Source organism: Stenotrophomonas sp. 86156_Sma, from assembly GCF_056481625.1.
Genome location: NZ_CM151157.1, coordinates 163,681 through 187,577, shown reverse-complemented (window position 1 = coordinate 187,577; position 23,897 = coordinate 163,681). Strand labels below are relative to the sequence as shown.

Here is a 23,897-nt window from a genome sequence, read left to right as displayed (position 1 = left end):
CGTTTGAACTGATCCACCTCTGTATCGGGAACCAGTGGCCTTCGCCGGCCACTGGCATCCTTCCACCAAGATTGCACTGCAAGGAGCCGTCCCATTCGTACCTCCTCCTCCCCTGCGCGCCGCGCCCTCCATGCCGCACTGGCCATGGCACTGGCCGTTGCGTGCAGCGGCGTAGCCAACGCCAGGGACAAGGACGCACCTGCACCCCCGGTCGCCGCAGTCGATGAACTGCCCGCTGACCAGAGCGTGTCCGAGACGGTGATCGAACTGGCCGGCTGGGTAGTCGCCAGCAAGGACAACCAGGGTTATCCGTTCGCGATCATGGACAAGGCGGCTGCGCAGGTACTGGTCTTCGGTGGAGACGGCAAGCTGCGCGGTGCCGCACCGGCGCTGTTCGGTTCGGCCATCGGCGATCACTCCGCACCCGGCGTTGCCAAGCTCGCGCTGAGTGCGATTCCAGGCCATGACCGCACCACCCCGGCGGGCCGTTTCATTGGTGGCTACGGCCCCTCCGACGATGCCGGTCGCGTGCTGTGGGTGGACTACGATTCCGCCGTGTCGATGCACCCGCTGCCGCCAGGCACTCCGAAAGAGAAGCGCGCCGAACGGCTGGCATCACCTTCGCCGGACGACAACCGCGTTACGCACGGCTGCATCAACGTCACGCCTGCGTTCTACGAGCAGATCGTGCAATCCACGTTCGAGAAGGGCGGCGTGTTCTACATCCTTCCGGACAAGGATTCGATCGCGAAGACGTTCCCGGAGTTCGCGCAGAGCCGGGGCGAAGCAAAGGACGAAGACGAGAAAGGCGCGCGGCGCGCGAGCAAGTAACAGACGCTTTGCCTGCGGCCTGTTGACGATGCGAGCCTGCGCTGCAGGCAGAGGTTCCCGGGTGCGCTCCTGGCAGGCCCCACCTGGACCCCACTCATCGCGGACGTCCCACCCTCGTGGCGCTGCCCATATGGACCGGATGAGGCATCGCGCTCCCACGACGTCAAAAAAATCCTTGAGTTCATGAGGATTTTTTGCGGGCTGGACGCCTTTGCAGATAAATCCTTCTTTCAATGAGGATTTTCTTGCATCCAGCTCTTTTGCGAAAAAATCCTCAAGATCGAAAGGATTTTAAGGAATCCTGGGTTTTGCGCGAAGAATCCTCACTGCAGTGAGGATTCTATGGTATAGACGATGGGTCGAATCCAGAGCGTCAGGCTCTGCTGGGGGAGTTCCCATTGAAGATCAGGCTTGAGAAGGCTGAGGCCTTGGGACCACTGGTGAGAGCCGCCCGCAAGCATCAGGGACTGCGCCAGGATGCAACTGCCGAAGGCATCGGGGTCAGCGAAAATTTCCTGGCCAAGGTCGAACGCGGCGGTACCACGGTGCAATGGGGCAAGTTGTTCACCGTGCTTGACGAGCTGGGGCTGCATGTCGAAATCGACGTGCCGGACGAAGCGATGGCCCTGCTGGCCAAACGTGCCAACGGGAAGGTGCCATGAGCGCCCCCCGTATCGATCTCAAGGACGTCATTACAACGACCGTCCTGTCTGGACTGCACTATCCGCTTCCACCACGCGAACTGCAGGTCAGCATCGACGAAGCGCCGGTGGGCCGCCTGACCGAAGCAGCAAACCTGTGGCGCTTCACCTATGCGCCGGAGTGGCTCGGCAGCGCACATCGGTTTCCACTGGCGCCTGCGTTGCCACTGCAAGACACCGCCATCCTCGATGGCTCCAGCCAACGCCCCGTGCAGTGGTACTTCGACAATCTGCTGCCGGAAGAGCAGCAACGCACGCTGATGGCAACCGATGCCAGGGTGGATGGCGCGGACGCGTTCGCATTGCTGGCCGCCTATGGCGCGGAATCGGCAGGCTCGTTGACGCTGCTGCCTCCAGGCGAGCGCCTGCCACCCGGCGGCAGAAAACCACTGCCCGATGCGGAACTCTCCACGCGTATCCAAGGCCTGCCACGCACGTCGCTTGCGGCGGGTGCCGCCAAGCGCATGTCACTGGCAGGTGCCCAGCACAAGCTGGCAATCATCGAGACAGGGGGAGAACTCTACCAACCTCTGGGCGCCGAGCCCTCGACCCACATCCTCAAGCCTGACAGCACCAGCAGCAGTTATCCCCACAGCGTGGCCAACGAGTGGTTCGTGATGCGCCTTGCACAGCGCATGGGGCTGCAGGTGCCGAAGATCGAGCGCCGCTACGTACCGGAGCCGGTCTTCATCATCGAGCGCTTTGATCGCGAAATCACCGCCGATGCCATCCATCGCCGTCATGCCATCGACGCCTGCCAGCTGCTCAACCTCGACCGGCAGTTCAAGTACACGCTCGGCAGCATCGACACCCTGAAGGTCATCGTCGAGCAATGCAGAAGCAAGCTCAAGACGCGCGTCCGCCTGTTCGACTGGTTGATCTTCAATGTACTCACCGGCAACAACGATGCGCACCTGAAGAACCTGAGCTTCCTGGTCGACAGCAGGGGCATCGAACTGGCCCCCCACTACTACGACCTGCTGTCCACCGCATGTTACGAGACCCCCGCGTATGCCGACGAGGGCGCACGTTGGCCAGAACGCTCGGAACTGTCGTGGCCCATTCTCGGTGTCGCGCGCTTCCACGACCTTCGTTTCGAGCATCTGGTTTCTGCCGGTGAAGCCCTGGGCCTGGGAAGACCAGCCGCCACCCGGCAGCTGCGCCATCAGATCGACCGCATCGCAGGCGAAGCCCAGGCGCTTTACGCGGAGGTGCTGCAGGAAAACCAGCAATGGTTGACCCGTTTCGACATCGGCCCAACCCTGGAAGGCGAGGTGCATTTCCTGAGAACGCTGGTCCACGTGATCATCGCCGACATGGTGATGCAGCTTTCACCCGCATGATGCGGCCGCCGGAACATCATCCGGCGTCACCACCGATTACTCGCAGGACTCGCCTTCTTCCTTCAGCATCGCTTTGTCCACCGGCTGCTCGCGCTCGATCAGCGCGCGCTGCTCGTCGCTGGGTTCACCCAGCCACCACACACGGCAGCGCGCGGTAAGACGGCCGACCATCTTCGACTGATCGGGCGAGTACAGCATCGCCAGCGCGGTGCCGGGGCAGTCGTGGGCCTGGCAGGCGGTGTAGAACCACCATGGCTCGCCCTGCAGCACCACCAGTTCGCCAGGCCCGCTGGGCCCGCTCAACAGGCGTTCGCGCAGCGACGGAATCTCCTTGTCAGCAGATTCGGCCGCGGCTGTGTTCTTCATCAGGTCGTTGAACGCGGCCAGCACCTTCGGGTCCTTGCGGCCGCAGTCGTCCACGGTGTTGCCGCCGACCAGGGTGAAGAAGTGGGTCGCCAGCGGATTGTCCGCGCAGGTGAGTTCGCCGCCAGCACCCGGGTCTTCCGGTTCGCCTTCGTTGTCCCACACCGAGGGGTCTACGCCGTCTTCGATGGACGGCGCCTGCTCGACCACCGTTGCCGTGGCCGCAGGTGCTTCGGTGGTTGGTGCCGGTGCGGTCGGTGCTGCATCCGGCGCTGGTGCCTGTCCGCAGGCGGCCAGCAGTGCGACCGTCAGTGCCATCCCTGTGATCCGAATCTTCATTCCTTGTCCTTGTCTGATCTGCGGTGCATGCCGCCGCGCGGGCGCCTGCGTGATTCTAACCAGCAGCGCGCTAGGATGCGTTCGCACGTTCCCGTCATCGCCTGGAGCCGGACGCATGCACCGCACACGACTCGCCGTGATTTTCTGCAGTGCCCTGCTGCTGGCATCGCCGGCCATCGCCCACGATGCTGAAGGTGCGAAGCCCGCACAGCCTCTTCCTGATGCGGCCCTGCCCGCGACGCTGGACCGCGTACTGCGCGACTACGAGCAGGCCTGGCGCACGGGCGATGCCAGGGCACTGGCTGCGCTGTTCGCCGAGGATGGTTTTGTGCTGCAGAGCAACCAGCTACCGGTGCGTGGGCGCAGCGCGATCGAAGCCGCGTATGCCGGCCAGGGCGGCAGCCCGTTGCGGCTGCGCGCGCTGGCGTACTCGGTGGAGGGCAGCACGGGTTACATCATTGGTGCCTACCGCCACGGCAACAACGTGGGGGACACCGGCAAGTTCACGCTGACGCTGACGCGCGTGGGCGACGGGCCGTGGTTGATCTTCTCGGACATGGACAACGGCAACGCGCCGCCGCGCGCGCGGTGATGGATTCCGCCGGGCATGGCCCGTCGCTACCGGGCGCCAACCAAGGTTGGCTGCTACCAGAAGCGGATTCCGGAGTAGATCCACGCCATGCGTGGATGGGCCACACACATAAAAAAACCCCGGCACGTAGCCGGGGTTTTTCGATTCACTTGAACAGCGTGTCCGGATACTCCGGTTTCTGTTCCCGTGCCAGCAGCGCGCGCAGGCCTTCCTCAGGCGTCTGCTCGCCGTGCAGCACGGCACGCACGCGGTCCGAGATCGGCAGGTCGATGCCATGGCGGCGTGCCTGTCGCATCACTTCGTCGGCGGTCTGCACCGACTCGACCACCTGGCCGATTTCGCGCACGGCATCCTGCAGCGTCTGGCCCCGGCCCAGGGCCAGGCCCAGGCGGCGGTTGCGCGACAGGTCGCCGGTGCAGGTCAGCACCAGATCGCCCAGGCCGGCCAGGCCCATCAGCGTTTCAGGCTTGGCGCCGATCGCAGCGGCCAGGCGCAGCATCTCGTTGAGGCCACGGGTGATCAGGCCGGCTCGGGCATTGAGGCCCAGCTGCATGCCATCGGCCACGCCGGTAGCCACGGCCAGCACGTTCTTCATCGCACCGCCCAGCTCGGCACCGACCATGTCGTCGCCGGTGTAGGCGCGGAACGCCGGGCCGTGCATGGCCTCGGCCACCGTCTGCGCGAACTCGGGCACGTCGCCGTGCACGGTGATCGCGGTCGGCAGGCCCTGGGTCACTTCCTTGGCGAACGACGGCCCGGTGACAACGGCCAGCGGCACGTCCTCGCCCAGCACTTCGCGCGCCACTTCATGCAGGAAGCGGCCCGAACCAGGTTCGAAGCCCTTGGTGGCCCAGGCCACGCCGGCACCGGCCGGACGCAGCGGCGCCAGCGCACGCACGGTTTCACCGAAGGCATGCGACGGGGTGACCACCAGGATCCAGGCGGCGCCCTCCACTGCCGACGCCAGGTCGGTGGTGGCACGCAGGCTGTCCGGCAGCGGGATGCCCGGCAGGTAGCGCGGGTTCTCGTGGCGCTGGTCGATGGCCTCGACCACGGCAGCGTCGCGCCCCCACAGCACGGTCGGGTGACCGTGCCGTGCGAGCAGGCTGGCCAGCGCGGTTCCCCAGGAACCGGCGCCAAGCACGGCGATCTTGTCAGCGGTAGTGCTCATCCGTGACGTCGCGGCAGGAATCAGGCGTTGCCAGCCGGCTCGGAGTCAGCCAGCGACGGTGCGTCGCCCTGCTCCTGGCGCTGGCGCAGGGTTTCTGCGTACAGGCCTTCGAAGTTGATCGGCTGCAGGAAGAACGGCGGGAAGCCGCCGGCCTGGATCAGGTCGCTGATCAGCTGACGCACGTACGGGAACAGGATGTTCGGGCACTGGGTGCCGAGCAGCACGTCGATCGACTGCGGGTCCAGGCCGACCAGGCCGAACACGCCGGCCTGCTTCACTTCGGCCACGTAGGCGGTGCGCTCACCGGCCTGGCAGGTCAGGGTCACGGCCAGCACCACTTCGAAGGCGTTCTCGCCCAGGCGCTGCACCTGCTGGTTCAGGTTGAGCTGCAGTTCCGGCTGCACCTGGTCATTGAAGATGGTCGGAGCGTTCGGCGACTCGAAGGAGACGTCCTTGACGTAGATCTTCTCGACGGTGAAAGCAGGGCCGGTAGCGGCATCGACCGGCGCAGCGGCGCCGTTGGTGATCTCTTCGGACATTTCCAGTAACTCCAGGTGAATGCAATGAAAACGATGGTCGAATTACTGCGATGGGGGCGGGATCAGGCCCATACAAGGCCGGATCCGCCACCTGCGGCAATCAGTTGCGGCCCTTGACCAGCGGCAGCTCGGCCTGCTGCCAGGCGGGAATGCCGCCGTCGAGCACGTAGACCTTTTCGAAGCCGGCCTTCTTCAGCGCCTTGGCGGCGGTTTCCGAGGCGTTGCCGCTGCGGCACACCAGCACCACCGGCGACTGCTTGGCGTTGGCCACCAGCTTGTTGTCCGGGCCGAAGGCACTGGCCTGGGCATTGCGGCTGCCGGCAATGTGGCCCTTCTCGAAGTCACCGCTGGCCGACAGGTCGACCACCACCGTGCCACCCGCGTTGATCAGCTGGGTCAGTTCGGCGGGCTTGATGCCCTTGAAGCCCCGGAACAGGCGGCGGATCTCGGTGACGATGATGGCCACGGTCAGGCCGACCAGGGCCGCGGACAGCATCGGGTTTCGGCCTGCAAAGGCCAGCAACTCTTCGTAATTCACTCAGGTCACGGGTCGATTAAGCGGGCGCCGATTGTCGCACAAGCCGGACGCGGCCCGTCACTGCCCCTTCCACAGGTCCGGCAGGCCGGCAGTCTGCCACCAGCGCTTGGCCTCGGCATCCCAGCGCCAGCGCTCAACCACCACAACGGTGCGTTCGGCCTGGGTGTTCTGGTTGATCACCCCGATTTCGACCCGGCGCTCGACCAGGCCCCCGTCCAGCGCGGCGCTGCTGCGCTCGCGGTAGGACGACACGCGCAGCTGCGCGTAGCGGTTGAGCTCGAACTCGGTGGGCGGCTTTTCCTTGCGCAGCTTGGGGTCCAGATAGCCGATGGCATCGTCCATGCTGCCCCAGCGGATGGTGGCGCCGTAGGCGATCTGGGTCTCTTCCAGCAGCTTGCGCTGCTTGCGGCTCAGGTCGTCGGCCGAAGCCACGGCGCTGGCCAGCAGCAGGGAACACATCAGGAACTGGATGAGGCGGCGCATCGGTGGTTTCCCCAGAACGTCAGCCTGCCATCCTACCCTTTGGCGAAGGCAACGAAGCGACCGCTGAACTCGGCGGCGGGCTTGCCATCGGCACCGGGCTGGGTGGCGATGATGCTGATGCGGGCCTTGCGGCGCTGGCGGAAGGTGTTCAGGAAGGCATCCCAGCCAGTGGCCTCGGCCGCTTCGGCATGGGCGTGCAGGTCTTCGTAGACCGGTGCCAGGTAGCGCAGGTTGCTGTCGGCCACGTAGACCTCGGCATCGTGGCCGGCCAGGCGCAGGCGCAGGCTGACCAGTGCCCAGCCGGACAGGGTCAGCACCGAGGCCAGGCTGCCACCGAAGGCGTTGCCCTTGTCGTTGACGTTGGCGGCCAGCGGCGCGGTGATGCGCAGCACGCCATCGGCATAGCCGTCGAGCTGGATCTGCATGGCGCGGACCGCCGGCATGCAGTCAAGCACGTCCTGCAGGGCGGCCAGCGAGGAAGTCAGAGCATCAACGGACATCGGAGCAGGGACCACGACAACGAAGGGCCCGCATAATGCAGGCAATGGCCGACCATACGATACCCACTGGCGCCGCCGGTTCCGAGCCGGGCTGGACCTTCATTTCGCTGCGGCCGCAGGGCCAGAATTCCGCGCTGCGCCGCGCCGTTGCTGGGCTGGGCGGGCATGTGCTGGCCCTGCCACCCTGGCGCCTGCAGCGCCTGAACGGCACGCCAGTGGTGCACCAGCTGCAACGCGCGCTGAACTGCGATCGGGTGGTGTTCACCAGCCCGGCCGCCGTTACCGCAGCCGCCACCCTGTTGCCACTGGCCGAGGCACAACGCAGCCCGTGGCTGACCGTGGGCGAAGGCACCGCGCGCGCGCTGCGGGCGCAGGGTGTCGCCGAGGTGCATGCGCCGCAGCGGATGGACAGCGAGGGCCTGCTGGCGCTGCCGGTACTGGCGGACGTACGCGGCCTGCGCATCGGGCTGGTGACCGCCCCCGGCGGGCGCGGCCTGATTGCTGCGCAACTGCAGGCGGCCGGCGGCAGCATCGAGCTCGCCGATGTCTATCAGCGTCGCCTGCTGCGCCTGTCGCCACGCACGCTGGCTCGATTGGCGCATTCAGCGTATCCGTGGGTGCTGGCGGTCAGCAGTGGTGAGGCGTTGCTGCATTTCTGGCAGCAGCTTCCGCCGGCATTGCAGCAACGCTGTCAGGCACATGCCACCGCCGTCGTGGCCAGCGAACGGCTGGGCGAACAGGCACACGCATTGGGGCTGCAGCGCGTGGTGCGCGCGGCCGGGCCCACCACCGCGCAGCTGGTGGCGGCTGCACACGCCACGCTCACCGTCCCGGCAGCGAACTGAACAGGGACGTGGGTCACGCTTGCCGCTGTGGTCGGCAACAGTGATGCTGTGCACAACGCGGCCTGCCGGAACCTGACCGGCGACGGTGCCGACAAGGAAGCCCCATGAACGAGACTCCGCCCGTTTCCCCGCCCCGTCGACCCGTGCGCTGGCTGCTGCCGCTGGCCGGGGTGGTCGTGCTTGGCGTGGGCGGCTATGCCGGCTGGTACGTCTGGCAGCAGCAACAGCACGAACAGGAAGCGCAGGCGCAGACCACGGCCGTACAGCTGCAGGGCCTGCAGGCGACGCTGGATGCATTGCGCCGCGACCAGCGCGCAACCAGCCAGCGCCTGCAGGATGCGGCGACCACCAACCGCGTGCTGCGCGACGAGATGCTGGGCCTTTCCCAGCGCAGTGCGCTACTGGAAGAGAACCTGGCCAAGCTGGCCGACAGCGCCAACCAGGGCCGTCAGGCGGTACAGCGCGATGAGGCCGAACTGCTGCTGACCCAGGCGGCGCAACGCCTGAACTACGCCGACGACGTGGAAGGCGCACGCCGCCTGTATGCACAGGCCGCCACCGCGCTGGCCGATCTGCCCGACAGCGACGGCCTGAACCTGCGCCAGGCACTGGTACAGGAACGCGATGCACTGGATGCGCTGGGCACCGGCCCGCGCGTGCAATCGCTGCAACGCCTGGATGCCCTGGCCAAGGCCCTGCAGGGCCTGCCCTCGCAGGTGACGGGTAGCACCGCGCCCGGCGCCGGCAAGCCCTGGTGGCAGGCCACGCTGGCACCGTTCGTGGATATCACCCCGAGCCGCCAGAATGGCCCGCTGACCGCCGCCGAACGCCGCAATGCCGACGATGCGCTGCAGCTGGAACTGACCCTGGCGCGTGCCGCAATCGAACGTGGCGACCGCACCGGTCGCGATACCGCGTTGGCGCGCGTGGAACACTGGGCACAGCGGCGTTGGCCGGATTCACCGGCCCTGCGCGCGCAACGTGCTGAACTGAAGGCCTTGCGCGAGCTTCCGCTGCAGGCCAGCAACAGCGTTCTTGGAAGCACCCTGCAGCAACTGCGCACCCAGACCGACCGGAGGTAATCCCCCATGAAACCCCTGCAATCCCTGGTCGTGCTGTTGCTGGCCGTGGCCATCGGCGTGGTGGCCGCGCAATGGCTCGGCGCCGATGACCTCAACCGCTTCGGCGAAGTGACCCTGCGCTACGGCGGCTACGACTACCACAGCAACCTGCCCAAGGTGGCACTGCTGTCGGTGATCGCGGTGCTGGTGCTGTGGCTGCTGTGGAGCCTGATCGCTGCACCGTTCCGCGCCTGGGGCCGCTACCGCCGCAAGCAGGGCCGGGTGCGCCTGATCGACGGCCTGCAGGCCTATGAGCACGGCCAGTGGCAGCGCGCGGAAAAGCTGCTGGATGGTGCCGCCAAGGATCCGGAAGTGAGCGCGGTGGCGCTGGCCAATGCCGTGCGAAGTGCGCAGGCACGTGCCGACGGCCCCGCCGGTGAAGCCCTGCTGCAGCGCCTGGGCGAGAGCGATGCCACCCTGCAGGCGCTTCTACGCGCCGAACAGCTGCTGGCGCGCGATCTGCCGGTGGATGCGATCAACGCGTTGGATGTGGCGACGATCCAGCCGCTGCCGCCGCGCGGCCTGTGGCTGCGTACCGAAGCGCTGGCACAGGCCGGCCGCGCCCACGAGGCGTATGGCCAGCTGGGTGCACTGCGCCAGAGCAAGGTGCTGCCGGCCGACGCCAACAGCGAACTGGAAGCACGCCTGGCCGCACAGGCGCTGCTGGAAGCGGCCGACGTCAATGCGCTGGCCGCGCAGTGGGAAGCCACGCCGAAGGCGCTGCGCCCGACCCCGGACGTGGTCGGTGCGTATGCCAGCCGTGCGGTTGCGTTGAACTGGGACGAACCGGCGCTGCTGGCGTTGGAACAGGCACTGGACCAGCGTTGGGATGACGAACTGGTGGCGCTGTATGGCCGCCTGCCGGCCGAGCGCCTGGCCACGCGTCAGGCCAACCTCGCGCGCTGGCGCAACGTGCACGACAGCTCGGCTGCGCTGCGCCTGGCACAGGGCCGCGTGGCCCTAGCCCAGCAGCAGTGGGATGCCGCCGATGCGTTCCTGCACGAGGCCATCGCCGCGGGCGCCGGTGCCCCGGCGTGGGAGGCACTGGGTGAGCTGTTCGCACAGCGTGGCGAGCACGCGCTGGCCGCACAGTGCCTGGCCAATGCGCTGCGACTGCAGCGTGGCGAGGACAGCGTGGAACTGGTGCGCGGCACCGAAGCGCCGCGGCGTGCCACGGTGGAGGAGCAGCCGGTTACGGTGCAGCCGCCGGTGTATGACGCCAACGAAGAGCGCGACGAATTCGGCAATCCACGGTTGCCGTGAAGCGTGCCGACCAACGGTCGGCACCCACCGGAGCAGAAAAAACGCCGCCCATTGGGCGGCGTTTTCATCTGTGGAACCCGGTAGTCGCCAACCTTGGTTGGCGCGCGGTTGCAACGATCAGCGTTCGACGATCGCCACTACGCCCATGCCGCCGGCGGTGCAGATCGACACCAGCGCGCGGCCACCGCCGCGTTCGGCCAGCTGCTTGGCTGCGGTGGCGATGACGCGTGCGCCAGTCGCCGCGAACGGGTGGCCAGTGGCCAGCGACGAGCCCAGCAGGTTGATCTTGTCCGGGTCGATGCGGCCCAGCGGTGCATCCAGGCCCAGGCGATTGCGGCAGTAATCCTCGCTCTCCCACGCACGCAGGGTGCACAGCACCTGCGCGGCAAAAGCTTCGTGGATCTCGTAGATGTCGAAGTCCTGCAGGGTCAGGCCATTGCGCTTGAGCATCTCCGGCACGGCCACGGTCGGCGCCATCAGCAGGCCTTCGCCATGCACGAAGTCCACCGCCGAGACGTGCGCGTCACGCAGATAGGCCTGCGGCTCATGGCCGTGGGCGCGCGCCCACTCTTCGCTGGCCAGCAGCACCGCGGCGGCGCCGTCGGTCAGCGGCGTGGAGTTGGCGGCGGTGAGCGTGCCGCGGCCGGAAACCTTGTCGAACGCCGGCTTCAGCGTGGCCAGCTTCTCCAGCGAAGTATCCGGGCGCAGGATGTTGTCACGCTCGACACCACGGAACGGTGCGATCAGGTCGTTGAAGAAACCGCGCTCATAGGCAGCAGCCAGCTTCTTGTGCGACGACACCGCCCACTCGTCCTGCGAGTCACGCGAGATGTTCCATTCCTTGGCCATGTCCTCGCAGTGGTCGCCCATGCTCTTGCCGGTGCGCGGCTCGGCCACGCCCGGGAATTCGGGCTTGAGCTCGGAGAACTTGAAGCCAGCGGTGAGCGCGCGGATCTTGTCGCCGGTGCTCTTGGCACGGTTGGCCGCCAGCAGGCGTGCACGCAGCTTCTTGCCGTAGACGATCGGCACGTCGGAGGTGGTGTCCGAACCGCCACCGATACCGGATTCGATCTGGCCCAGCGCGATCTTGTTGGCAACCGTGATGATGCTGTCCAGCGAAGTGCCGCAGGCGCGCTGCAGGGTGATGCCCGGGGTCAACGGCGACAGGCCGGAGGACAGCGTGGCTTCGCGGCCCAGGTTCCAGTCGCTGGAGTGCTTGATCACCGCACCCATCGCCACTTCACCCAGCTGCTGGCCGTGCAGGCCGAAACGTTCAACCAGCGCGCCCAGCGTACGGACCGACATGCCAAGGTTGCCGACATCCGAATACGCGGTGTTCTGGCGGCAGAACGGAATGCGGACGCCACCGAGGATGGCGACGGGACGAGCGTTGGGCATGGAGATACCTGGCATGGATGAGGGTGTCTGCAACATGGCCTGCACGACGGAGCAGGCATAATGGAGCCAAGTGTAGCTGCCGCCCTGTGATGGGCCAACCGTGGAACCATGAGCAAACCCGACCCCGCGATGAATGCCCTTGGCGTGCTGGCCCTGGAACTGGCCGGCGGCGAAATCCCCCGCCAGGCGGTGCTCAGCGCCGAACAGGCCGGTGAACTGGCCGATCGCGTCGGCCGCGACCTGTCCAAGCTGGTGCCGCAGGTGGCCGAGCTGGACCTGGTGTTCGCCGCCGCCCATTTCGACCCGGCCGAAGTACTGCGCCCGGGCTGGCCGATCCATCGCCGCCTGGAAGAACTGCAGATGCGTGCGCCGGGCCGTAACCAGGGCCCGCGCCTGCTGGCCTTCGGTACCGATGCCAACGGTGACGTGCCGCTGCCGTTCCAGGCCGATGCCAGCCTGGTGGGCGGTGGCCTGCGCGTGGTGCCGTTCCTGCTGACCGGCAGCGACGTGGCCACCACCAACGCGGTGGCCGAGGCGTTGGAAGACACGCTGCTGGCCAACGGCATGGCGCATGCCGATACCGCATTGATGGCGCAGAACACCTTCGGTGCGCGCATCGAGCATGCGCGCTATTTCACCGTGAACGACCTGGCCGCGATGATGTCGATGCAGTACGACAACCAGGGCCTGGCCGCGCTGTGGCCGCTGATCGAGACCGCGATCATGGCCCCGGGCGAGGACGAATGGCTCAACGCCGCGCCCGAGCCGCTGCTGCGCTACACGCACGGCGAGGCACGCATGGCGCTGTTCGATCCGGCCGGCTGGTGCGCGCACTACAATCACGGCAAGAACGACTGTGACCGCCTGAAGGGCATCTACGAGCAGTTCCTGATGCGCCAGCGGCAGATGGCTGCGGTGCTGGAAGCGCACGGCGTGCCGGTGCTGTTCGTGCACTGCGAGGCCGGGCAGGACGCGCGCGAGTTGCTGGCGCGCTGATGCGGGTGGCCTGTTGGTAGTGCCGGCCGCTGGCCGGCAACCTCCGGATCTGCGATTGCCGGCCAGCGGCCGGCACTACCGATAAGGAAAAACGCCGCGGTGCTGTTCGTGCACTGCGAGGCCGGTCAGGACGCGCGCGAACTGCTGGCGTGCTGATCCGGGTGGCCTGATGGTAGTGCCGGCCGCTGGCCGGCAACCTCCGGATCTGCGATTGCCGGCCAGCGGCCGGCACTACCTATAAGGAAAAACGCCGGCTTGCGCCGGCGTTTTCTGATGACTTACTGCGCCTTCTGGATCACCGCACACGCCAAGCGCGCACCGGCGTTGCCGGTCGGCTGAGTCTTGTAGTCATCGGCATCGGCGTGGACGATCAGGCCGCGGCCGATGATGTCGAAGTCATCGCCCTTGCCGATGTTGACGTTGCTCGACACCGGGCCGTCGATGGTGGCCACGCCCTTGTCGTCGGCCTTGATGTTGGGCATGTCGCCGCCGTGATGCGGATCGGCGGACACGCTGCCGTGATCCTGCTTGCCCGGGTTGAAGTGGCCACCGGCGCTCATGCCGTCCGGGGCGCTGCAGTCGCCCTTCTCGTGGATGTGGAAGCCGTGCTCGCTGCCCGGCTTCAGGCCGCTGATCTGGCCGGTCACGTGGACCTTGCCGTCAACCACCTTGAAGGTGACGCTGCCCTTGGCCTCGTTGCCCTGGGTCGGTGCCAGCTCGGCGGTGGCCGAGGCGTCGGCCGCCGGGGCGGCAGCGGGTGCCGGTGCTGCGGCCGGTTCAGTGGTTGCGCCCTCGGCCGGCGCGGCCGGCGGGGTTTCAGTCTGCGGAGCGGCCGGCTGCTGGCCGCAGGCCGCCAGGCCCAGCGCGGCGATGGCCGCAAACAGCGAAGTGTGGATCAGACGCATGGAATCTCTCCCTGGATGATGCCTGCAGTGATCAGCGGACAACCCGGATCACGCCACAGGCGATGCGGACGCCGGCATTGCCGGCGGGCTGGCTGCGATAGTCGTCGGCGTTGGCATGCACGACCAGTGCACGTCCGGCGATATCGGTGGCGGCGCCTCCGCCAAGGGTAACGCCCTTGAGGTGGATATCGACGTTGGCGCGGCCCTGGGCGTCGGCACGCAGATTGTCCATGTCGCCCAGGTGGTGCTTGCCGGTGCCGGCGCGGCCATGCGCAGCGCCACCGGGATTGAAGTGATTGCCGGCACTGCTGGCATCCACCGCGCTGCAGTCACCGCGCTCGTGGATGTGGAAACCGGCCTGCTGCATCGGCTGCAGGCCACCGATCAGCCCAGTGATGTGGATGCCACCGGGCTCCACCATCAGCGCGATGCGGCCACTGACGATACTGGCCGAGGCCGGCGACAGATTGGCCTCGGCCTGCTTGGCGGCGCTGACCACGGTCGGCGGTGGCGGGGTGGGTTCGGCCTTCTTCGGTGCGCTGCCACAGGCAGACAGCAGCGCGGCGGCGGACAACGGCAGGATGGCAAAGGACAGACGCATCGAAGACTCCTTGCAGGTGACACTACGGACGGCATCGTCCATGAACGATCAACGGTTCGGCAAGCGGGCGCGAGGATCGCGTGCAGGGACCGTTCAATGGCCCCCGCGACGGCGCCCGGCGCCCAGCTTGCGGGTAAGGGTATTGCGGCCAAGGCCCAGGCGGGCCGCGGCTTCGGCACGGCGGCCATGGGTGATCTGCAGCGCGGCCTCCAGCAGGGCATGGTCGACCCGCTCTCGCACCTGCGCGTGCAGCCCTTCCACGCCTTCGGCCAGCTGACGGCGTGCCCATTCGGCCAGCAGCGCCTCCCACTGCCCCGGATCGGCGTTGGTGGTGCTGCTGCGACGACCGCGCGTACGGTTGAGCGCGGTATCGACGTCGGCCACGCCAATGGTGTCAGCGGCGGCCAGCGCCGCCATCCGCCAGCACACGTTTTCCAGTTCGCGCACGTTGCCCGGCCAGTCGTGTTCGCGCAGCGCCTGCAGTGCGGCAGCGGTCAGGCGCTTCGGCGGCGTATCCAGCTTGCGTGCGGCGGCGGCCAGGAAGGTGCTGGCCAGTTGCGCGATGTCCTCGCGACGCTCGCGCAGCGGTGGCAGCTGCAGGCGCACCACGTCCAGGCGATGCAGCAGATCGGCACGGAACTTCCCCTGTGCGACCAGGCCTTCCAGATCCTGGTGGGTGGCGGCAATCACCCGCACGTCGACGCGGATCAACTCGCGGCCGCCGACGCGGAAGAACTCGCCCTGTGCCAGCACGCGCAACAGACGGGTCTGCAGCGGCAACGGCATATCGCCTATTTCATCGAGGAACAGCGTGCCGCCGTTGGCCTGCTCGAAACGGCCGATATGGCGGCGCTGGGCGCCGGTGAAGGCGCCGGCTTCGTGGCCGAACAACTCGCTTTCCAGCAGCTCGGACGGGATTGCAGCAGTATTGAGCGCGACGAACGGCCCCTGCGCGCGCGGCGATTCGCGATGCAGCGCATTGGCCACCAGCTCCTTGCCGGTGCCGGTTTCGCCGGTGATCAGCACCGCCAGCGGCGCCTGCGCCAGGCGGCCGATGGCACGGAACAGCGCACGCATCGGCGGGGTATCGCCCACCAGTTGCGGCGGCTGGTCGCCATGCGCTTCCGCCGCAGGTGTGGGCGCCGCCAGTGCCGGTGCAACGGCCGGCAGCACACGCTGCGCCAGCGCCACGGCGTCATCCAGATCGAACGGCTTGGACAGGAATTCATGCGCGCCACCGCGGAACGCACCGGCCGTGCTGGCCACGTCGGTGTAGGCCGACATCACCACCACCGGCAGCTGCGGAAGCGCGGCCTTGAGCTTGTCCAACAGCACCAGGCCATCGTCACCCGGCATGCGCACATCGGTGAACAGCAACGCCGGCGGCGGGCCTTCGCTCAACGCCTGCAGGGCGGGGGCGGCGCTGTCGAAATCGACGACCTGGTAGCCCGCCTCGCGCAGCGCGGTGCACAGCACGAAACGCACGGCCCGATCGTCATCGACCACCCAGATGCGCTGCGGGGACGAAGAGGACTCAGACATCGTGCGGGGCCTCCTCGGCCGGGGCGGCGCCGCTGACGATCGGCAGCAGCAGGGTGAACACGGTATGGCCCGGGCGCGAGCGGTAGGTCAGTGTGCCGCGATGTTCGCGTGCGACCTGCTGCGCCAGCGCCAGGCCCAGGCCAGTGCCTTCGGCGCGACCACTGACCAGGGGCAGGAACAGATGCTCGGCCAGCTCCTCGGGCACGCCACGGCCGTCGTCGGCGATCTCCAGGCGCAGCGCCAGCGTGTGCAGCTGCTCGGCGATGCGTACACCGTGTTCTACGCGGGTACGCAGGGTGATGTTGCCGGCGCCGGCCTGGATCGCGTTGCGCACCAGGTTCCACACTGCCTGGGTGAGGCGGTCGGCGTCGCCATGGAATTCGGGAATGCTGGGGTCGTAGTCGCGCTGCAGGCGTACCGCCCAACCGGCCTCGTTCTCGGCCAGGCGCAGCACGCGTTCCAGCGCGGCGTGGATGTTCAGCTCGGCATGCGGTGCAGCCGGGGCCGGCGACAGCAGCTGGTCGAGCAGGCCGTTGAGGCGCTCGATCTCGGACCCGATTAATTCGATCAGCTCACGTTCGCTGGCATCGCGTTGGGCCGCGCGGCGGGCCAGCAGCTGGGCCGCGCCCTTCAGCCCGGCCAGTGGGTTGCGCAACTCGTGGGCCAGTCCCTTCAGCGCCGCACTGAGCGCACTGGGCAGGGCCTGGGTCGGGTCGAGCCCGGGGAATTCATCGACCGGATGCGCCTCCAGCAGCCAACCGCCATCGTCGCGGCGGCTCATCCAGCCCTCGGCGAAGCGCGGGGCCTCGCCGGGCACCGCCAGCGCCAACCGGTTCAGGCGCAGGCTGTCGCGCTCATCGCGGGCCAGGAAATGGGCCAGTGCCTCGCCCTGCACTTCCAGTGCGGCCAGCGGCCGCCCCAGCAGGCGCCGGACGCTGACGCCCAGCCAGCGGGCGAAGGCCGGGTTGCAGCCGGCGATGCAGCCATCGGCCCCGGCCCAGGCCAACGGCGTGCCCAGGGCATCGAGGGACGGCGGGGGTGCGGGGTCGGACATTGCACCAATGTAGTGCAAAACGCGGGTCCAGGGTCGGATCCCTTTCCGTCAGGAAAGGGCCCTGACCCCTCAGGCCGAATGCGTCGTACGTGGTCGCATAACCCAATTTCCGCAGGCACACGGGATTGCCACACTGCTCCCAGCGTCAATCTTCTGAGCGATCCACCCCATGCGAACCGCCCCCTACCCCGCTCCCGGCGAGATCCTGTTGCATGAATTCCTGGAGCCTCTGGGCATCACCCAATACCGGCTGGCCAAGGCAATTGGCGTCTCACAACGCCATATCGGCGAGATCGTCTCCGGCGATCGCGCAGTCACTGCGGACACCGGGCTTCGCCTATCCCGCTACTTTGGCGTTTCCGACAAGTTCTGAATCGGCCTGCAGGCCGACTTCGATGCCGCGATGACCAAGGAAAAGCTGGCCGACGTACTTGCCCGGATCGAACCCTACAACGCGGCTGCCTGAGCCTTGGCCCGGGGTCAGAGCCTTTTCCCTGTGGAAAGGGAACCGCCCCCGGGCCGGGCAGCGTTACACCGGGTAGCCGGTGGCTTCCCGGGCCTTCTTCCAGGCACTTTCGAATTCGCGCGCGGAGATTTCGTCGTCTTCGTCGAAATCCAGGAACGACACCGGCTGGTCGGCCAGCAGGAAGCGGTCATCGCTGTGGGCATGTTCGTCGGCCCAGACCATCTTGGTGCCGTAGATTTCCACCTGGCGCACGATCTTCTCGCCACGGGCTTCCATCAGCACGTTGCCCTTGCCCAGGCCCGATTCGGCCCAGTGCTTGTAGTACTTCTTCGCGGCGGATTTCGCGCCGGATTTTGCGTTGTGCTTTGCGTAGGTCATTGCAGGGGTCCTGGCCGCAGGCGCGGCCGGAAAGTTCGAAAAGGCCGCCGCGATGTGGTTCGCGGCACTGCCACAATTATCACCCAGTACGACGACCACCGCACTTTGAAGTGGCCATTTCCAAAACTCAGCTGGCTTTGGTCTCGGCCGCTAACCGACGAACAGAGGCGGCAGCCGCAGACACTAGTCCGCAACTGCAATGAAGTGGCCACTTCCCTTTAGCCCACGAAAGTCTCGGATCAAGTGCGTCTTGCCCGGCGTCGGATCGTGAACGACGAGCTCGTCCCTGCCTGCATCGAGGACAACCCAATGCCATCTCCGGCCCGACTGATAAGGATTAACTTTTACAATTGCATGTCGATCAATGGCCCGCCATGATCTGAAGCTCACGCGCTTGGTCGCGATACTGAACTGCGCCAGCATCTGCGCGATGTCAGTATGCGTAGTGAAGAAGCTGGTGCCTTTTGCCTTTCCCGGTAGCGTCCTGAATGCCTCAAGCGCTTCCTCATAGGAAACGCGCGCCAGCATGGCAACACACGCTATGCCGCAATCACCGTTGTTCCAGTCACGTTGGTGTACACGCCTCAGTGCGCTCATTGCTTGAGCTCCAATGGATGAGTAATGATCGATCAGGCATCACGGTCTCTGAGCCGGCAAGGCCACGCCCTTCGGCCACAGCATCCAGATGTTGCCCTTCTGCTTCATGTCGCCGGCCAGCTTGCCGGCGGCATCGCCGCTGCCCCAGTACAGGTCCGCGCGCACTTCGCCGGCAATGGCGCCGCCGGTGTCCTGCGCGGCCACCGGGCGCACCACCGGGGTGCCGTCCGGGCGCGTGGTGGACAGCCACAGCAGGCTGCCCAGCGGCACCACGCTGCGATCCACTGCGACGCTGTAGCCGGCGGTGAGCGGCACGTTCAGTGAACCACGCGGGCCTTCCGGGCTGTCCGGGTTGCGCACGAAGAACACGTAGCTGGGGTTGCTGCGCAGCAGTTCCGGCACGCGCGCGGGATTGGCCCGCGCCCAGGCGCGGATCGCATCCATGGTGACGTCTTCCTTCTTCAGCTGGCCCTGGTCGACCAGCCAGCGACCGATCGCGCGGTAGGGGTGGCCGTTCTGTTCCGCATAGGCCAGCCTCACCTGCGTGCCATCGGGCAGGCGCACCCGGCCCGACCCCTGGATCTGCAGCAGCTGCAGGTCCATCGGGTCGGTCAGCCAGGCCAGTACCGGCGCCTTGGCGCCCTTGGCCGCGATGGTGCCGGCGTCGTCATAGGGCTTGAGCACCTTGCCCTCGACGCGCCCGCGCAGGCGCTTGCCCTTCAATTCCGGGTAGACGCTGTCCAGCTGCACCACGATCAGATCATTCGGCGTGCCGTAAACCGGTACGGTGGCAGCAGCCGTGCGGGTGAGGCTGCCGGGGTAGATCGGCTCGTAGTAGCCGGTAATCAGCCCGTCGGCCTGGTGGCCGCCGGCACGCAATGCATAGACATCCAAATCGCGCTGCAGGAACTGGCGGATCGCCGCCGGGTCCTTGTCCGAAACCGTCGCGGCGGTGGCGCAGGGTTTGGCCCAGACCGCATCGTTCTTCAGGCGGGTGCAGCTGCTGCGCCAGGCGACGAAACCGGCCTGCAGGTCGCTGTCGGAGACCGGTGGCAGTGCACTCCATGCGGCCTTGGCATAGGTGGCCGCGGGCGGCGTGACCGGCGTCGGCACTTCGGTTCCGGTGCGGGGAGCGGTGGTGGAGCAGCCGGCGAGCACAGCCAGCGCAACAAGGCCCAAGCTCGTGCGGTTCAGGGGGGCAATGATGTCTTTCATTGCCCCAATGTAGAGGAAACAGCACGGTGCCGGACGCGCCGGGTGCCCGGCACCACGCTCTCCCTTCAGCGTCCGCCACTGCCGAGCAGGCCACTGTTGCTGGTGGCGAACACCGGCGGCGGTACGTCCAGCTCGGCATCGTTCACGATGCGACCGGCCAGGAAGTCGACGATGCTGCGGGCAATGGCAGGATTGCCGGTCCACAGCTCGTGGTGATGGCTGGCGTTGCGCACCAGCAGCGAGCGGCCATGGCTGAAGCCTGGACGCAGCGCATCGGCGTTGGCCGGTGGCGTGCGCCCATCCAGCGTGCCGCTGATGAACAGCACCGGCACGTCGCTGCGCAGCGGCCCGCGGAAGGATTCGCCCAGATCGGCCAGGCCCAGGCCGTTGCCGATGGCGGGGAACGGGAAGTTCAGGGCGTCGCCGAACAGGCTTTCGCGTGCCTGCGCTTCCACCCGCGCCAGGCGCTGCGGGCTCTGCCCGGAAGCCACGTCCATGGCCAGCCCCATCGCCGGGTACTGGGCGAACTGTGCGCGCACGATCAGCACCAGATCGGCCAGCGGGTCGTAGTTGCCGCGCTCGGCCTCGCGGAGTATCAACGGCAGCCACTGCTGGGTATGTCGCTGGCCAAGAGCATTGGCAATCAGGATCTGCGCATCGAATTCACCGATGGTCACCTGGCGACCGTCATGCATGCGGCTGCGACCCTGTCGCGGCTGCTCACGCAATGCCTGCAGCACGCGCTTTGCCGATCCGGCCAGATCATCGAAGCCGTCCCTGCGGGCCAGTGGCGTCAGTTCCTGTTGCAGCGCATCGCTGCTGAGCGGCAGCTTCAGTGTGTCATCGGGGCCTTCGGTGCCCATCAGCACGACGCGTTCCAGATCTTTGCCGTGCAGGCGCACCGTCGCAAGCGCCAGGTGGGTGCCGTAGCTCATGCCCCACAAGCTGATCCTGGGCACACCCAGTGCGCGCCGCAGATCATCCAGGTCATCGGCACTCTCGGCGGTCGTATAGGCGCCCAGATCGACGCCAGCCTGACGCCAGAATTCCACGCACTTGGCAGCCGTCGCCTGCAATGCGGCCAGGGCCGCATCGCGCTGCAGTGGTTGGCCATCGTCGAAGCGGGTTTCATGCGGACACTCCGGCGGTGGTTCAGACAGACCGGCACCTCGCTGGTCGAGCAGCAGCACGTCGGCTTCGCGTCGGACCTGGTCGAACACCGGCCAGCGCGGGCCGCGCGCGGTATCGATGCCGGAACCACCCGGGCCACCGGCCAGATAAACCACGGGGGCGCTGCGGCCATTGCCACCGGTTGCACGCAGGCGTACCACCTTCAGCCCCATGCGCGGTCCGTCTGGCTCGCTGTGTCGGCGCGGCACCTCCAGCACGGCGATCTCTGCAGGGATGGCGCCATGTGCTTTGGTCTGCAGCGTGTACGGCTCGAACACCAATGCCCTAGGCGTGGCCTGCGCCGGCATGGCCGCAGCGAGCGCCAGGCAGAACGTAGCCACCGTGGCGACCAGGGCAGAGCGACGAGGATGGAGACTGCTGGACGATGTGCTGGCGTTGCGGCTCATGGTGGGCTCCAAAGGAGGGACGTGCGCGGTCAGCATCGGCTCGATCACAGGGCTGTGGGGACACCCGCCTGCCGAACGTCTCCAAAAGGCGGTCCAATGGCTCCACGCAACCGATACGATGGCCGCCATGCAGATCCCACGTACCCTGGCTGTTCTTGCTCTGCTGCTTGCGGCGGTGGCCGCATGGCTGGTCGTGTCGACGCCACCCGCCGGCGTGGTGTTCGTGCAGGGGGCGCAGATGGCACCTGCGGACGCCGGGGCATCCAGCCCCCTGCCTGCGCGGCCGCCGCAGGACCTGGCCTGGCGTCCGCTGGATCAGCAGCTGCTGGCGCAGTGGCGCGGCCCGTACTGGCTGCGCTGGCAGGTGCCGGCGCCAACCGGCACCGACGATCATGACCGCACGTTGCGGCTGTCGCTGCGCGCTGCCAGCCAGCTGTACTGGAACGGCACGCCCTGGATCAGCAATGGCGTCGTGGGCCGCACCGCTGAAGAAGAACAACCAGGACGCATCGACCTTGTCCACGTGCTTCCCCCCGCTTCTGGCAATGCCACCGATGAGCTGGTCGTGCTTGCATCCAGCCAGCGACAACATTTCACCCTGCATGGCGCCGACGCGATGGCACTGATCGCGCCCGCAGCTGTGCTGTATGGCCAGATCATCCTGCCATGGCTGGTTGCGGCCTTCGCCATCGGCGCACTGGCGGCAGCCAGCCTGTATTTCCTGGCGGTACTGCGTGGCCAGACCCGCACGCCCGGCGCTCGCCTTCTGCTGGCACTGGGCGTGGTGGGACTGGCGTTGCCTGCAGTGGAAGCGTGGCGCTCCCTGCTGGGGTATGACTACCCGTGGCATGTCCCGCGCCTGATTGCACTGCTGGCATTGCACGTAGCCGCGGCCATGTTCCTGCCAGCCTATCTGGCGCGGCGATTCCAGGTGGCGGTTCCGCGTGCCGGGTGCTTCGTCTATCTGTCCGTGATCGCGGTGCTCGCCATCGTCCTGCCTGGCTTTGACACCCGCTCGGCGGCAGTGCTCTTGTTGAGCCTGCTCGCTTCGGCATTGCTGCTGCTGCGTGCGCGCGGCGACACAGAGGATCGATGGCCGATCCTGGCATTGCTGCTAGCCGGCCTGCTGGCGTTGCTGGTCGCGCGCGGCGCCTTCCTTGATGGGCCGTACTTCCTGCTGCTGGCGGTGCTGATGGTGTTCCTGCTGCTGCGTCATGCGGCACAGCTGCAGGCACTGGACCGGCACAATGCGTTGCTGCGTGAAGAGCGCGCACGGCTTTCATTGCAGCTGTTGCAGCGAGGCATCCAGCCACATTGGCTCATGAACACCCTCACAAGTCTGCAGGAACTGATCGAGCAGGCACCTTCACGTGCCAGCCGCCTGGTGGAGTCGTTGGCCGATCAGTTCGATCGGCTGCGTGACAGCAGCAGCCGGCAGAGCATTCCGTTGCAGGACGAGCTGGCCCTGTGCCGCAGCCACCTGGACATCGTTGGCCAGGCACTGGGCCAGCCCCTGGTGCTGGACGTGGATGGCGAGGATGCGCCGCTGTTGCTGCCGCCCGGCATCCTGCATGCACAGGTGGAAAACGCGCTGACGCATGCCGGTGCGCTGGCATGCGCGCAGCACCCGTTCCGTCTGCGCGTGCAGCGCGGCGGTGGACGTTGGGTGCTGGAACTGCACAGCGCGCACGGCTCATCCTCGCATCGCGGTCGCGGCACGGGCACGCGCTACATCGAAGCCAGTCTGGCGGCCGCCAGCCCCGGCGGATGGAGCTTCGTGCAAGGCATCGACGGCAACCAATGGTGCGGACGGATCGAACTGACATGCGCATCCTGATCGTTGAAGACGAACCGCTGGTACGCCAACGTCTGCAGCGGCTGTGCGCCGAGCTGGCAGGAACGCGCGCACGCTTCGATGCCGTGGCCGATCTGGAGGCAGCCGGCGACCGCCTGCAGCGCAATGTCTACGACGGCCTGCTGCTGGACCTCAACCTTGGGGGCGAGGACGGTTTCGAACTGCTGCGGCGTGCGGTAGCCGGCCGCTACCAGTGCGTAGTGGTGTCGGCCCACCGTGATCGTGCGCTGCAGGCATTTGAACACGGCGTGCTCGACTTCGTTCCCAAGCCCTTTTCGCGCGAACGCCTTGGTCAGGCGCTGGAACGCTTGTTCGATACCGGCGGTATGCGTTCAGGCCGGGCACGCTACCTGGGCATCTGGCGTGCGCAGGGAACGGCAACCGTCGAGCTCTCGGAAGTGATGTGGATCGCGGCAGATGGCGACTACAGCCAGGTGCGCATGCGCGATGGCCGCAGCGAACTGCATGACAAATCCCTGACTGCACTGGCCTCAGTACTGCCTCAGGATTTCGTGCGCTGCCATCGCTCGCACCTGGTCAACCTGCGGCACGTGCGTACGTTGCATGCTGGTTCCGGCAGCCGCTACTGGCTGGTGCTGAGCGACGGTAGCGAGCTGGTTGTTGGCCGCGCGCACATCGTGGCGCTACGCGATGCGCTGGGACTGGGGTGATCGCCAGAGGATG

General features: G+C 67.1%; 26 protein-coding genes. 11 read left to right on the top strand and 15 right to left on the bottom strand.

Translation table 11 applies throughout. The features are described 5' to 3' along the window. Positions 1–144: 144 nt before the first annotated feature. The 3 genes from ACZK33_RS00795 (at position 145) to ACZK33_RS00785 (ending at position 2,875) form a co-directional block, all read left to right on the top strand. Complete coding sequence (locus tag ACZK33_RS00795; protein ID WP_071228804.1) at positions 145–831, top strand: hypothetical protein; 687 nt, start codon at positions 145–147, stop codon at positions 829–831. 440 nt (positions 832–1,271) lie between these two features. Then, complete coding sequence (locus ACZK33_RS00790) at positions 1,272–1,493, top strand: helix-turn-helix domain-containing protein (protein WP_200881082.1); 222 nt, start codon at positions 1,272–1,274, stop codon at positions 1,491–1,493. Further along, complete coding sequence (locus ACZK33_RS00785; RefSeq protein ID WP_478453979.1) at positions 1,490–2,875, top strand: HipA domain-containing protein; 1,386 nt, start codon at positions 1,490–1,492, stop codon at positions 2,873–2,875. Before ACZK33_RS00790 ends, ACZK33_RS00785 begins: the two co-directional genes overlap by 4 nt. Before the next feature lie 36 nt (positions 2,876–2,911). Here the strand turns inward: ACZK33_RS00785 and ACZK33_RS00780 are convergent, their stop codons facing one another. After that, positions 2,912–3,577, bottom strand: coding sequence for an Ivy family c-type lysozyme inhibitor (locus ACZK33_RS00780; protein ID WP_423175059.1), 666 nt, complete (start codon positions 3,575–3,577; stop codon positions 2,912–2,914). A 115-nt stretch (positions 3,578–3,692) separates the two neighbouring features. Between ACZK33_RS00780 and ACZK33_RS00775 the strand changes: the two genes are divergently transcribed. Further along, a complete protein-coding gene (locus ACZK33_RS00775) occupies positions 3,693–4,169 on the top strand; it encodes a YybH family protein (RefSeq protein WP_423175060.1) in 477 nt (158 codons plus the stop codon). A gap of 145 nt (positions 4,170–4,314) precedes the next feature. Here ACZK33_RS00775 and ACZK33_RS00770 read toward each other — a convergent pair whose 3' ends face one another. The 5 genes from ACZK33_RS00770 to ACZK33_RS00750 all read right to left on the bottom strand — a co-directional run bounded on the left by ACZK33_RS00770 (position 4,315) and on the right by ACZK33_RS00750 (position 7,400). Further along, positions 4,315–5,340, bottom strand: coding sequence for an NAD(P)H-dependent glycerol-3-phosphate dehydrogenase (locus ACZK33_RS00770; protein ID WP_005407597.1), 1,026 nt, complete (start codon positions 5,338–5,340; stop codon positions 4,315–4,317). A gap of 20 nt (positions 5,341–5,360) precedes the next feature. Continuing rightward, positions 5,361–5,879, bottom strand: a complete 519-nt coding sequence (gene secB, locus ACZK33_RS00765) for a protein-export chaperone SecB (RefSeq protein ID WP_005407596.1) — start codon at positions 5,877–5,879, stop codon at positions 5,361–5,363. Between the two features lie 100 nt (positions 5,880–5,979). Beyond that, entirely contained in the window at positions 5,980–6,417 is a 438-nt protein-coding gene (locus tag ACZK33_RS00760; protein ID WP_004134671.1) for a rhodanese-like domain-containing protein, read from the bottom strand. 57 nt (positions 6,418–6,474) lie between these two features. Next, positions 6,475–6,900 carry a hypothetical protein gene (locus ACZK33_RS00755; RefSeq protein ID WP_049423133.1) on the bottom strand — a complete coding sequence of 142 codons (426 nt, stop codon included), beginning with the start codon at positions 6,898–6,900 and terminating at the stop codon, positions 6,475–6,477. 32 nt (positions 6,901–6,932) lie between these two features. Beyond that, positions 6,933–7,400: a YiiD C-terminal domain-containing protein gene (locus ACZK33_RS00750; RefSeq protein WP_005407593.1), complete on the bottom strand. Its 468-nt coding sequence runs from the start codon at positions 7,398–7,400 to the stop codon at positions 6,933–6,935. A 35-nt stretch (positions 7,401–7,435) separates the two neighbouring features. Between ACZK33_RS00750 and ACZK33_RS00745 the strand changes: the two genes are divergently transcribed. The 3 genes from ACZK33_RS00745 (at position 7,436) to ACZK33_RS00735 (ending at position 10,629) form a co-directional block, all read left to right on the top strand. After that, positions 7,436–8,245 carry a uroporphyrinogen-III synthase gene (locus ACZK33_RS00745; RefSeq protein ID WP_423175062.1) on the top strand — a complete coding sequence of 270 codons (810 nt, stop codon included), beginning with the start codon at positions 7,436–7,438 and terminating at the stop codon, positions 8,243–8,245. Between the two features lie 104 nt (positions 8,246–8,349). Continuing rightward, entirely contained in the window at positions 8,350–9,327 is a 978-nt protein-coding gene (locus ACZK33_RS00740; protein ID WP_032130163.1) for a uroporphyrinogen-III C-methyltransferase, read from the top strand. Positions 9,328–9,333: 6 nt separating this feature from the next. After that, positions 9,334–10,629, top strand: a complete 1,296-nt coding sequence (locus ACZK33_RS00735; RefSeq protein WP_164080634.1) for a heme biosynthesis HemY N-terminal domain-containing protein — start codon at positions 9,334–9,336, stop codon at positions 10,627–10,629. Positions 10,630–10,746: 117 nt separating this feature from the next. On the opposite strand, the gene ACZK33_RS00730 is transcribed toward ACZK33_RS00735, so the two are convergent. Continuing rightward, positions 10,747–12,042 (bottom strand): acetyl-CoA C-acetyltransferase, encoded by a 1,296-nt coding sequence (locus tag ACZK33_RS00730; protein WP_099551602.1) that lies wholly within the window; start codon positions 12,040–12,042, stop codon positions 10,747–10,749. Between the two features lie 93 nt (positions 12,043–12,135). On the opposite strand from ACZK33_RS00730, the gene ACZK33_RS00725 reads away from it, so the two are divergent. Then, complete coding sequence (locus ACZK33_RS00725) at positions 12,136–13,023, top strand: hypothetical protein (protein WP_049423143.1); 888 nt, start codon at positions 12,136–12,138, stop codon at positions 13,021–13,023. Between the two features lie 278 nt (positions 13,024–13,301). Here ACZK33_RS00725 and ACZK33_RS00720 read toward each other — a convergent pair whose 3' ends face one another. From ACZK33_RS00720 to ACZK33_RS00705, 4 genes are all read right to left on the bottom strand, one after another. After that, positions 13,302–13,928, bottom strand: a complete 627-nt coding sequence (locus tag ACZK33_RS00720; RefSeq protein ID WP_285302935.1) for a superoxide dismutase family protein — start codon at positions 13,926–13,928, stop codon at positions 13,302–13,304. 31 nt (positions 13,929–13,959) lie between these two features. Further along, positions 13,960–14,529: a superoxide dismutase family protein gene (locus ACZK33_RS00715; protein ID WP_004134573.1), complete on the bottom strand. Its 570-nt coding sequence runs from the start codon at positions 14,527–14,529 to the stop codon at positions 13,960–13,962. Between the two features lie 93 nt (positions 14,530–14,622). Continuing rightward, entirely contained in the window at positions 14,623–16,071 is a 1,449-nt protein-coding gene (gene ntrC, locus ACZK33_RS00710) for a nitrogen regulation protein NR(I) (protein ID WP_423175366.1), read from the bottom strand. Then, a complete protein-coding gene (locus ACZK33_RS00705) occupies positions 16,064–17,125 on the bottom strand; it encodes a two-component system sensor histidine kinase NtrB (protein WP_279913420.1) in 1,062 nt (353 codons plus the stop codon). The genes ntrC and ACZK33_RS00705 overlap by 8 nt, the downstream gene beginning before the upstream one ends. 169 nt (positions 17,126–17,294) lie before the next feature. Between ACZK33_RS00705 and ACZK33_RS00700 the strand changes: the two genes are divergently transcribed. Further along, positions 17,295–17,498 carry a HigA family addiction module antitoxin gene (locus tag ACZK33_RS00700; protein ID WP_414578382.1) on the top strand — a complete coding sequence of 68 codons (204 nt, stop codon included), beginning with the start codon at positions 17,295–17,297 and terminating at the stop codon, positions 17,496–17,498. A 156-nt stretch (positions 17,499–17,654) separates the two neighbouring features. On the opposite strand, the gene ACZK33_RS00695 is transcribed toward ACZK33_RS00700, so the two are convergent. The 4 genes from ACZK33_RS00695 to ACZK33_RS00680 all read right to left on the bottom strand — a co-directional run bounded on the left by ACZK33_RS00695 (position 17,655) and on the right by ACZK33_RS00680 (position 21,358). Continuing rightward, positions 17,655–17,969: a hypothetical protein gene (locus tag ACZK33_RS00695; RefSeq protein ID WP_049435403.1), complete on the bottom strand. Its 315-nt coding sequence runs from the start codon at positions 17,967–17,969 to the stop codon at positions 17,655–17,657. 183 nt (positions 17,970–18,152) lie between these two features. Next, positions 18,153–18,566, bottom strand: a complete 414-nt coding sequence (locus ACZK33_RS00690) for a cysteine peptidase family C39 domain-containing protein (protein WP_423175368.1) — start codon at positions 18,564–18,566, stop codon at positions 18,153–18,155. 39 nt (positions 18,567–18,605) lie between these two features. Continuing rightward, positions 18,606–19,781 (bottom strand): murein transglycosylase A, encoded by a 1,176-nt coding sequence (mltA, locus tag ACZK33_RS00685; RefSeq protein WP_423175369.1) that lies wholly within the window; start codon positions 19,779–19,781, stop codon positions 18,606–18,608. Positions 19,782–19,846: 65 nt separating this feature from the next. After that, the gene (locus tag ACZK33_RS00680; RefSeq protein ID WP_423175370.1) at positions 19,847–21,358 is read right to left on the bottom strand and encodes an alpha/beta hydrolase; all 1,512 of its coding nucleotides are present in this window, start codon (positions 21,356–21,358) and stop codon (positions 19,847–19,849) included. Positions 21,359–21,485: 127 nt separating this feature from the next. Between ACZK33_RS00680 and ACZK33_RS00675 the strand changes: the two genes are divergently transcribed. Together ACZK33_RS00675 and ACZK33_RS00670 are read left to right on the top strand one after the other, a co-directional pair. Then, complete coding sequence (locus ACZK33_RS00675; RefSeq protein WP_423175371.1) at positions 21,486–23,195, top strand: histidine kinase; 1,710 nt, start codon at positions 21,486–21,488, stop codon at positions 23,193–23,195. Continuing rightward, positions 23,183–23,884 (top strand): LytR/AlgR family response regulator transcription factor, encoded by a 702-nt coding sequence (locus tag ACZK33_RS00670; protein ID WP_164080640.1) that lies wholly within the window; start codon positions 23,183–23,185, stop codon positions 23,882–23,884. Before ACZK33_RS00675 ends, ACZK33_RS00670 begins: the two co-directional genes overlap by 13 nt. Positions 23,885–23,897: the final 13 nt, after the last annotated feature.

Excerpts from the sequence above, each read along its gene's own strand:
- ACZK33_RS00700 (WP_414578382.1), top strand. The coding sequence starts at position 17,295 with ATGCGAACCGCCCCCTACCCCGCTCCCGGCGAGATCCTGTTGCATGAA.
- ACZK33_RS00670 (WP_164080640.1), top strand. The coding sequence starts at position 23,183 with ATGCGCATCCTGATCGTTGAAGACGAACCGCTGGTACGCCAACGTCTG.
- ACZK33_RS00725 (WP_049423143.1), top strand. The coding sequence starts at position 12,136 with ATGAGCAAACCCGACCCCGCGATGAATGCCCTTGGCGTGCTGGCCCTG.
- ACZK33_RS00770 (WP_005407597.1), bottom strand. The coding sequence starts at position 5,340 with ATGAGCACTACCGCTGACAAGATCGCCGTGCTTGGCGCCGGTTCCTGG.
- ACZK33_RS00775 (WP_423175060.1), top strand. The coding sequence starts at position 3,693 with ATGCACCGCACACGACTCGCCGTGATTTTCTGCAGTGCCCTGCTGCTG.
- secB (WP_005407596.1), bottom strand. The coding sequence starts at position 5,879 with ATGTCCGAAGAGATCACCAACGGCGCCGCTGCGCCGGTCGATGCCGCT.
- ACZK33_RS00755 (WP_049423133.1), bottom strand. The coding sequence starts at position 6,900 with ATGCGCCGCCTCATCCAGTTCCTGATGTGTTCCCTGCTGCTGGCCAGC.
- ACZK33_RS00745 (WP_423175062.1), top strand. The coding sequence starts at position 7,436 with ATGCAGGCAATGGCCGACCATACGATACCCACTGGCGCCGCCGGTTCC.
- ACZK33_RS00695 (WP_049435403.1), bottom strand. The coding sequence starts at position 17,969 with ATGACCTACGCAAAGCACAACGCAAAATCCGGCGCGAAATCCGCCGCG.
- ACZK33_RS00785 (WP_478453979.1), top strand. The coding sequence starts at position 1,490 with ATGAGCGCCCCCCGTATCGATCTCAAGGACGTCATTACAACGACCGTC.
- ACZK33_RS00730 (WP_099551602.1), bottom strand. The coding sequence starts at position 12,042 with ATGCCAGGTATCTCCATGCCCAACGCTCGTCCCGTCGCCATCCTCGGT.
- ACZK33_RS00795 (WP_071228804.1), top strand. The coding sequence starts at position 145 with ATGGCACTGGCCGTTGCGTGCAGCGGCGTAGCCAACGCCAGGGACAAG.
- ACZK33_RS00680 (WP_423175370.1), bottom strand. The coding sequence starts at position 21,358 with ATGAGCCGCAACGCCAGCACATCGTCCAGCAGTCTCCATCCTCGTCGC.
- ACZK33_RS00780 (WP_423175059.1), bottom strand. The coding sequence starts at position 3,577 with ATGAAGATTCGGATCACAGGGATGGCACTGACGGTCGCACTGCTGGCC.
- ACZK33_RS00690 (WP_423175368.1), bottom strand. The coding sequence starts at position 18,566 with ATGAGCGCACTGAGGCGTGTACACCAACGTGACTGGAACAACGGTGAT.
- ACZK33_RS00720 (WP_285302935.1), bottom strand. The coding sequence starts at position 13,928 with ATGCGTCTGATCCACACTTCGCTGTTTGCGGCCATCGCCGCGCTGGGC.
- ACZK33_RS00750 (WP_005407593.1), bottom strand. The coding sequence starts at position 7,400 with ATGTCCGTTGATGCTCTGACTTCCTCGCTGGCCGCCCTGCAGGACGTG.
- ACZK33_RS00735 (WP_164080634.1), top strand. The coding sequence starts at position 9,334 with ATGAAACCCCTGCAATCCCTGGTCGTGCTGTTGCTGGCCGTGGCCATC.
- ntrC (WP_423175366.1), bottom strand. The coding sequence starts at position 16,071 with ATGTCTGAGTCCTCTTCGTCCCCGCAGCGCATCTGGGTGGTCGATGAC.
- ACZK33_RS00675 (WP_423175371.1), top strand. The coding sequence starts at position 21,486 with ATGCAGATCCCACGTACCCTGGCTGTTCTTGCTCTGCTGCTTGCGGCG.
- ACZK33_RS00715 (WP_004134573.1), bottom strand. The coding sequence starts at position 14,529 with ATGCGTCTGTCCTTTGCCATCCTGCCGTTGTCCGCCGCCGCGCTGCTG.
- ACZK33_RS00705 (WP_279913420.1), bottom strand. The coding sequence starts at position 17,125 with ATGTCCGACCCCGCACCCCCGCCGTCCCTCGATGCCCTGGGCACGCCG.
- ACZK33_RS00740 (WP_032130163.1), top strand. The coding sequence starts at position 8,350 with ATGAACGAGACTCCGCCCGTTTCCCCGCCCCGTCGACCCGTGCGCTGG.
- mltA (WP_423175369.1), bottom strand. The coding sequence starts at position 19,781 with ATGAAAGACATCATTGCCCCCCTGAACCGCACGAGCTTGGGCCTTGTT.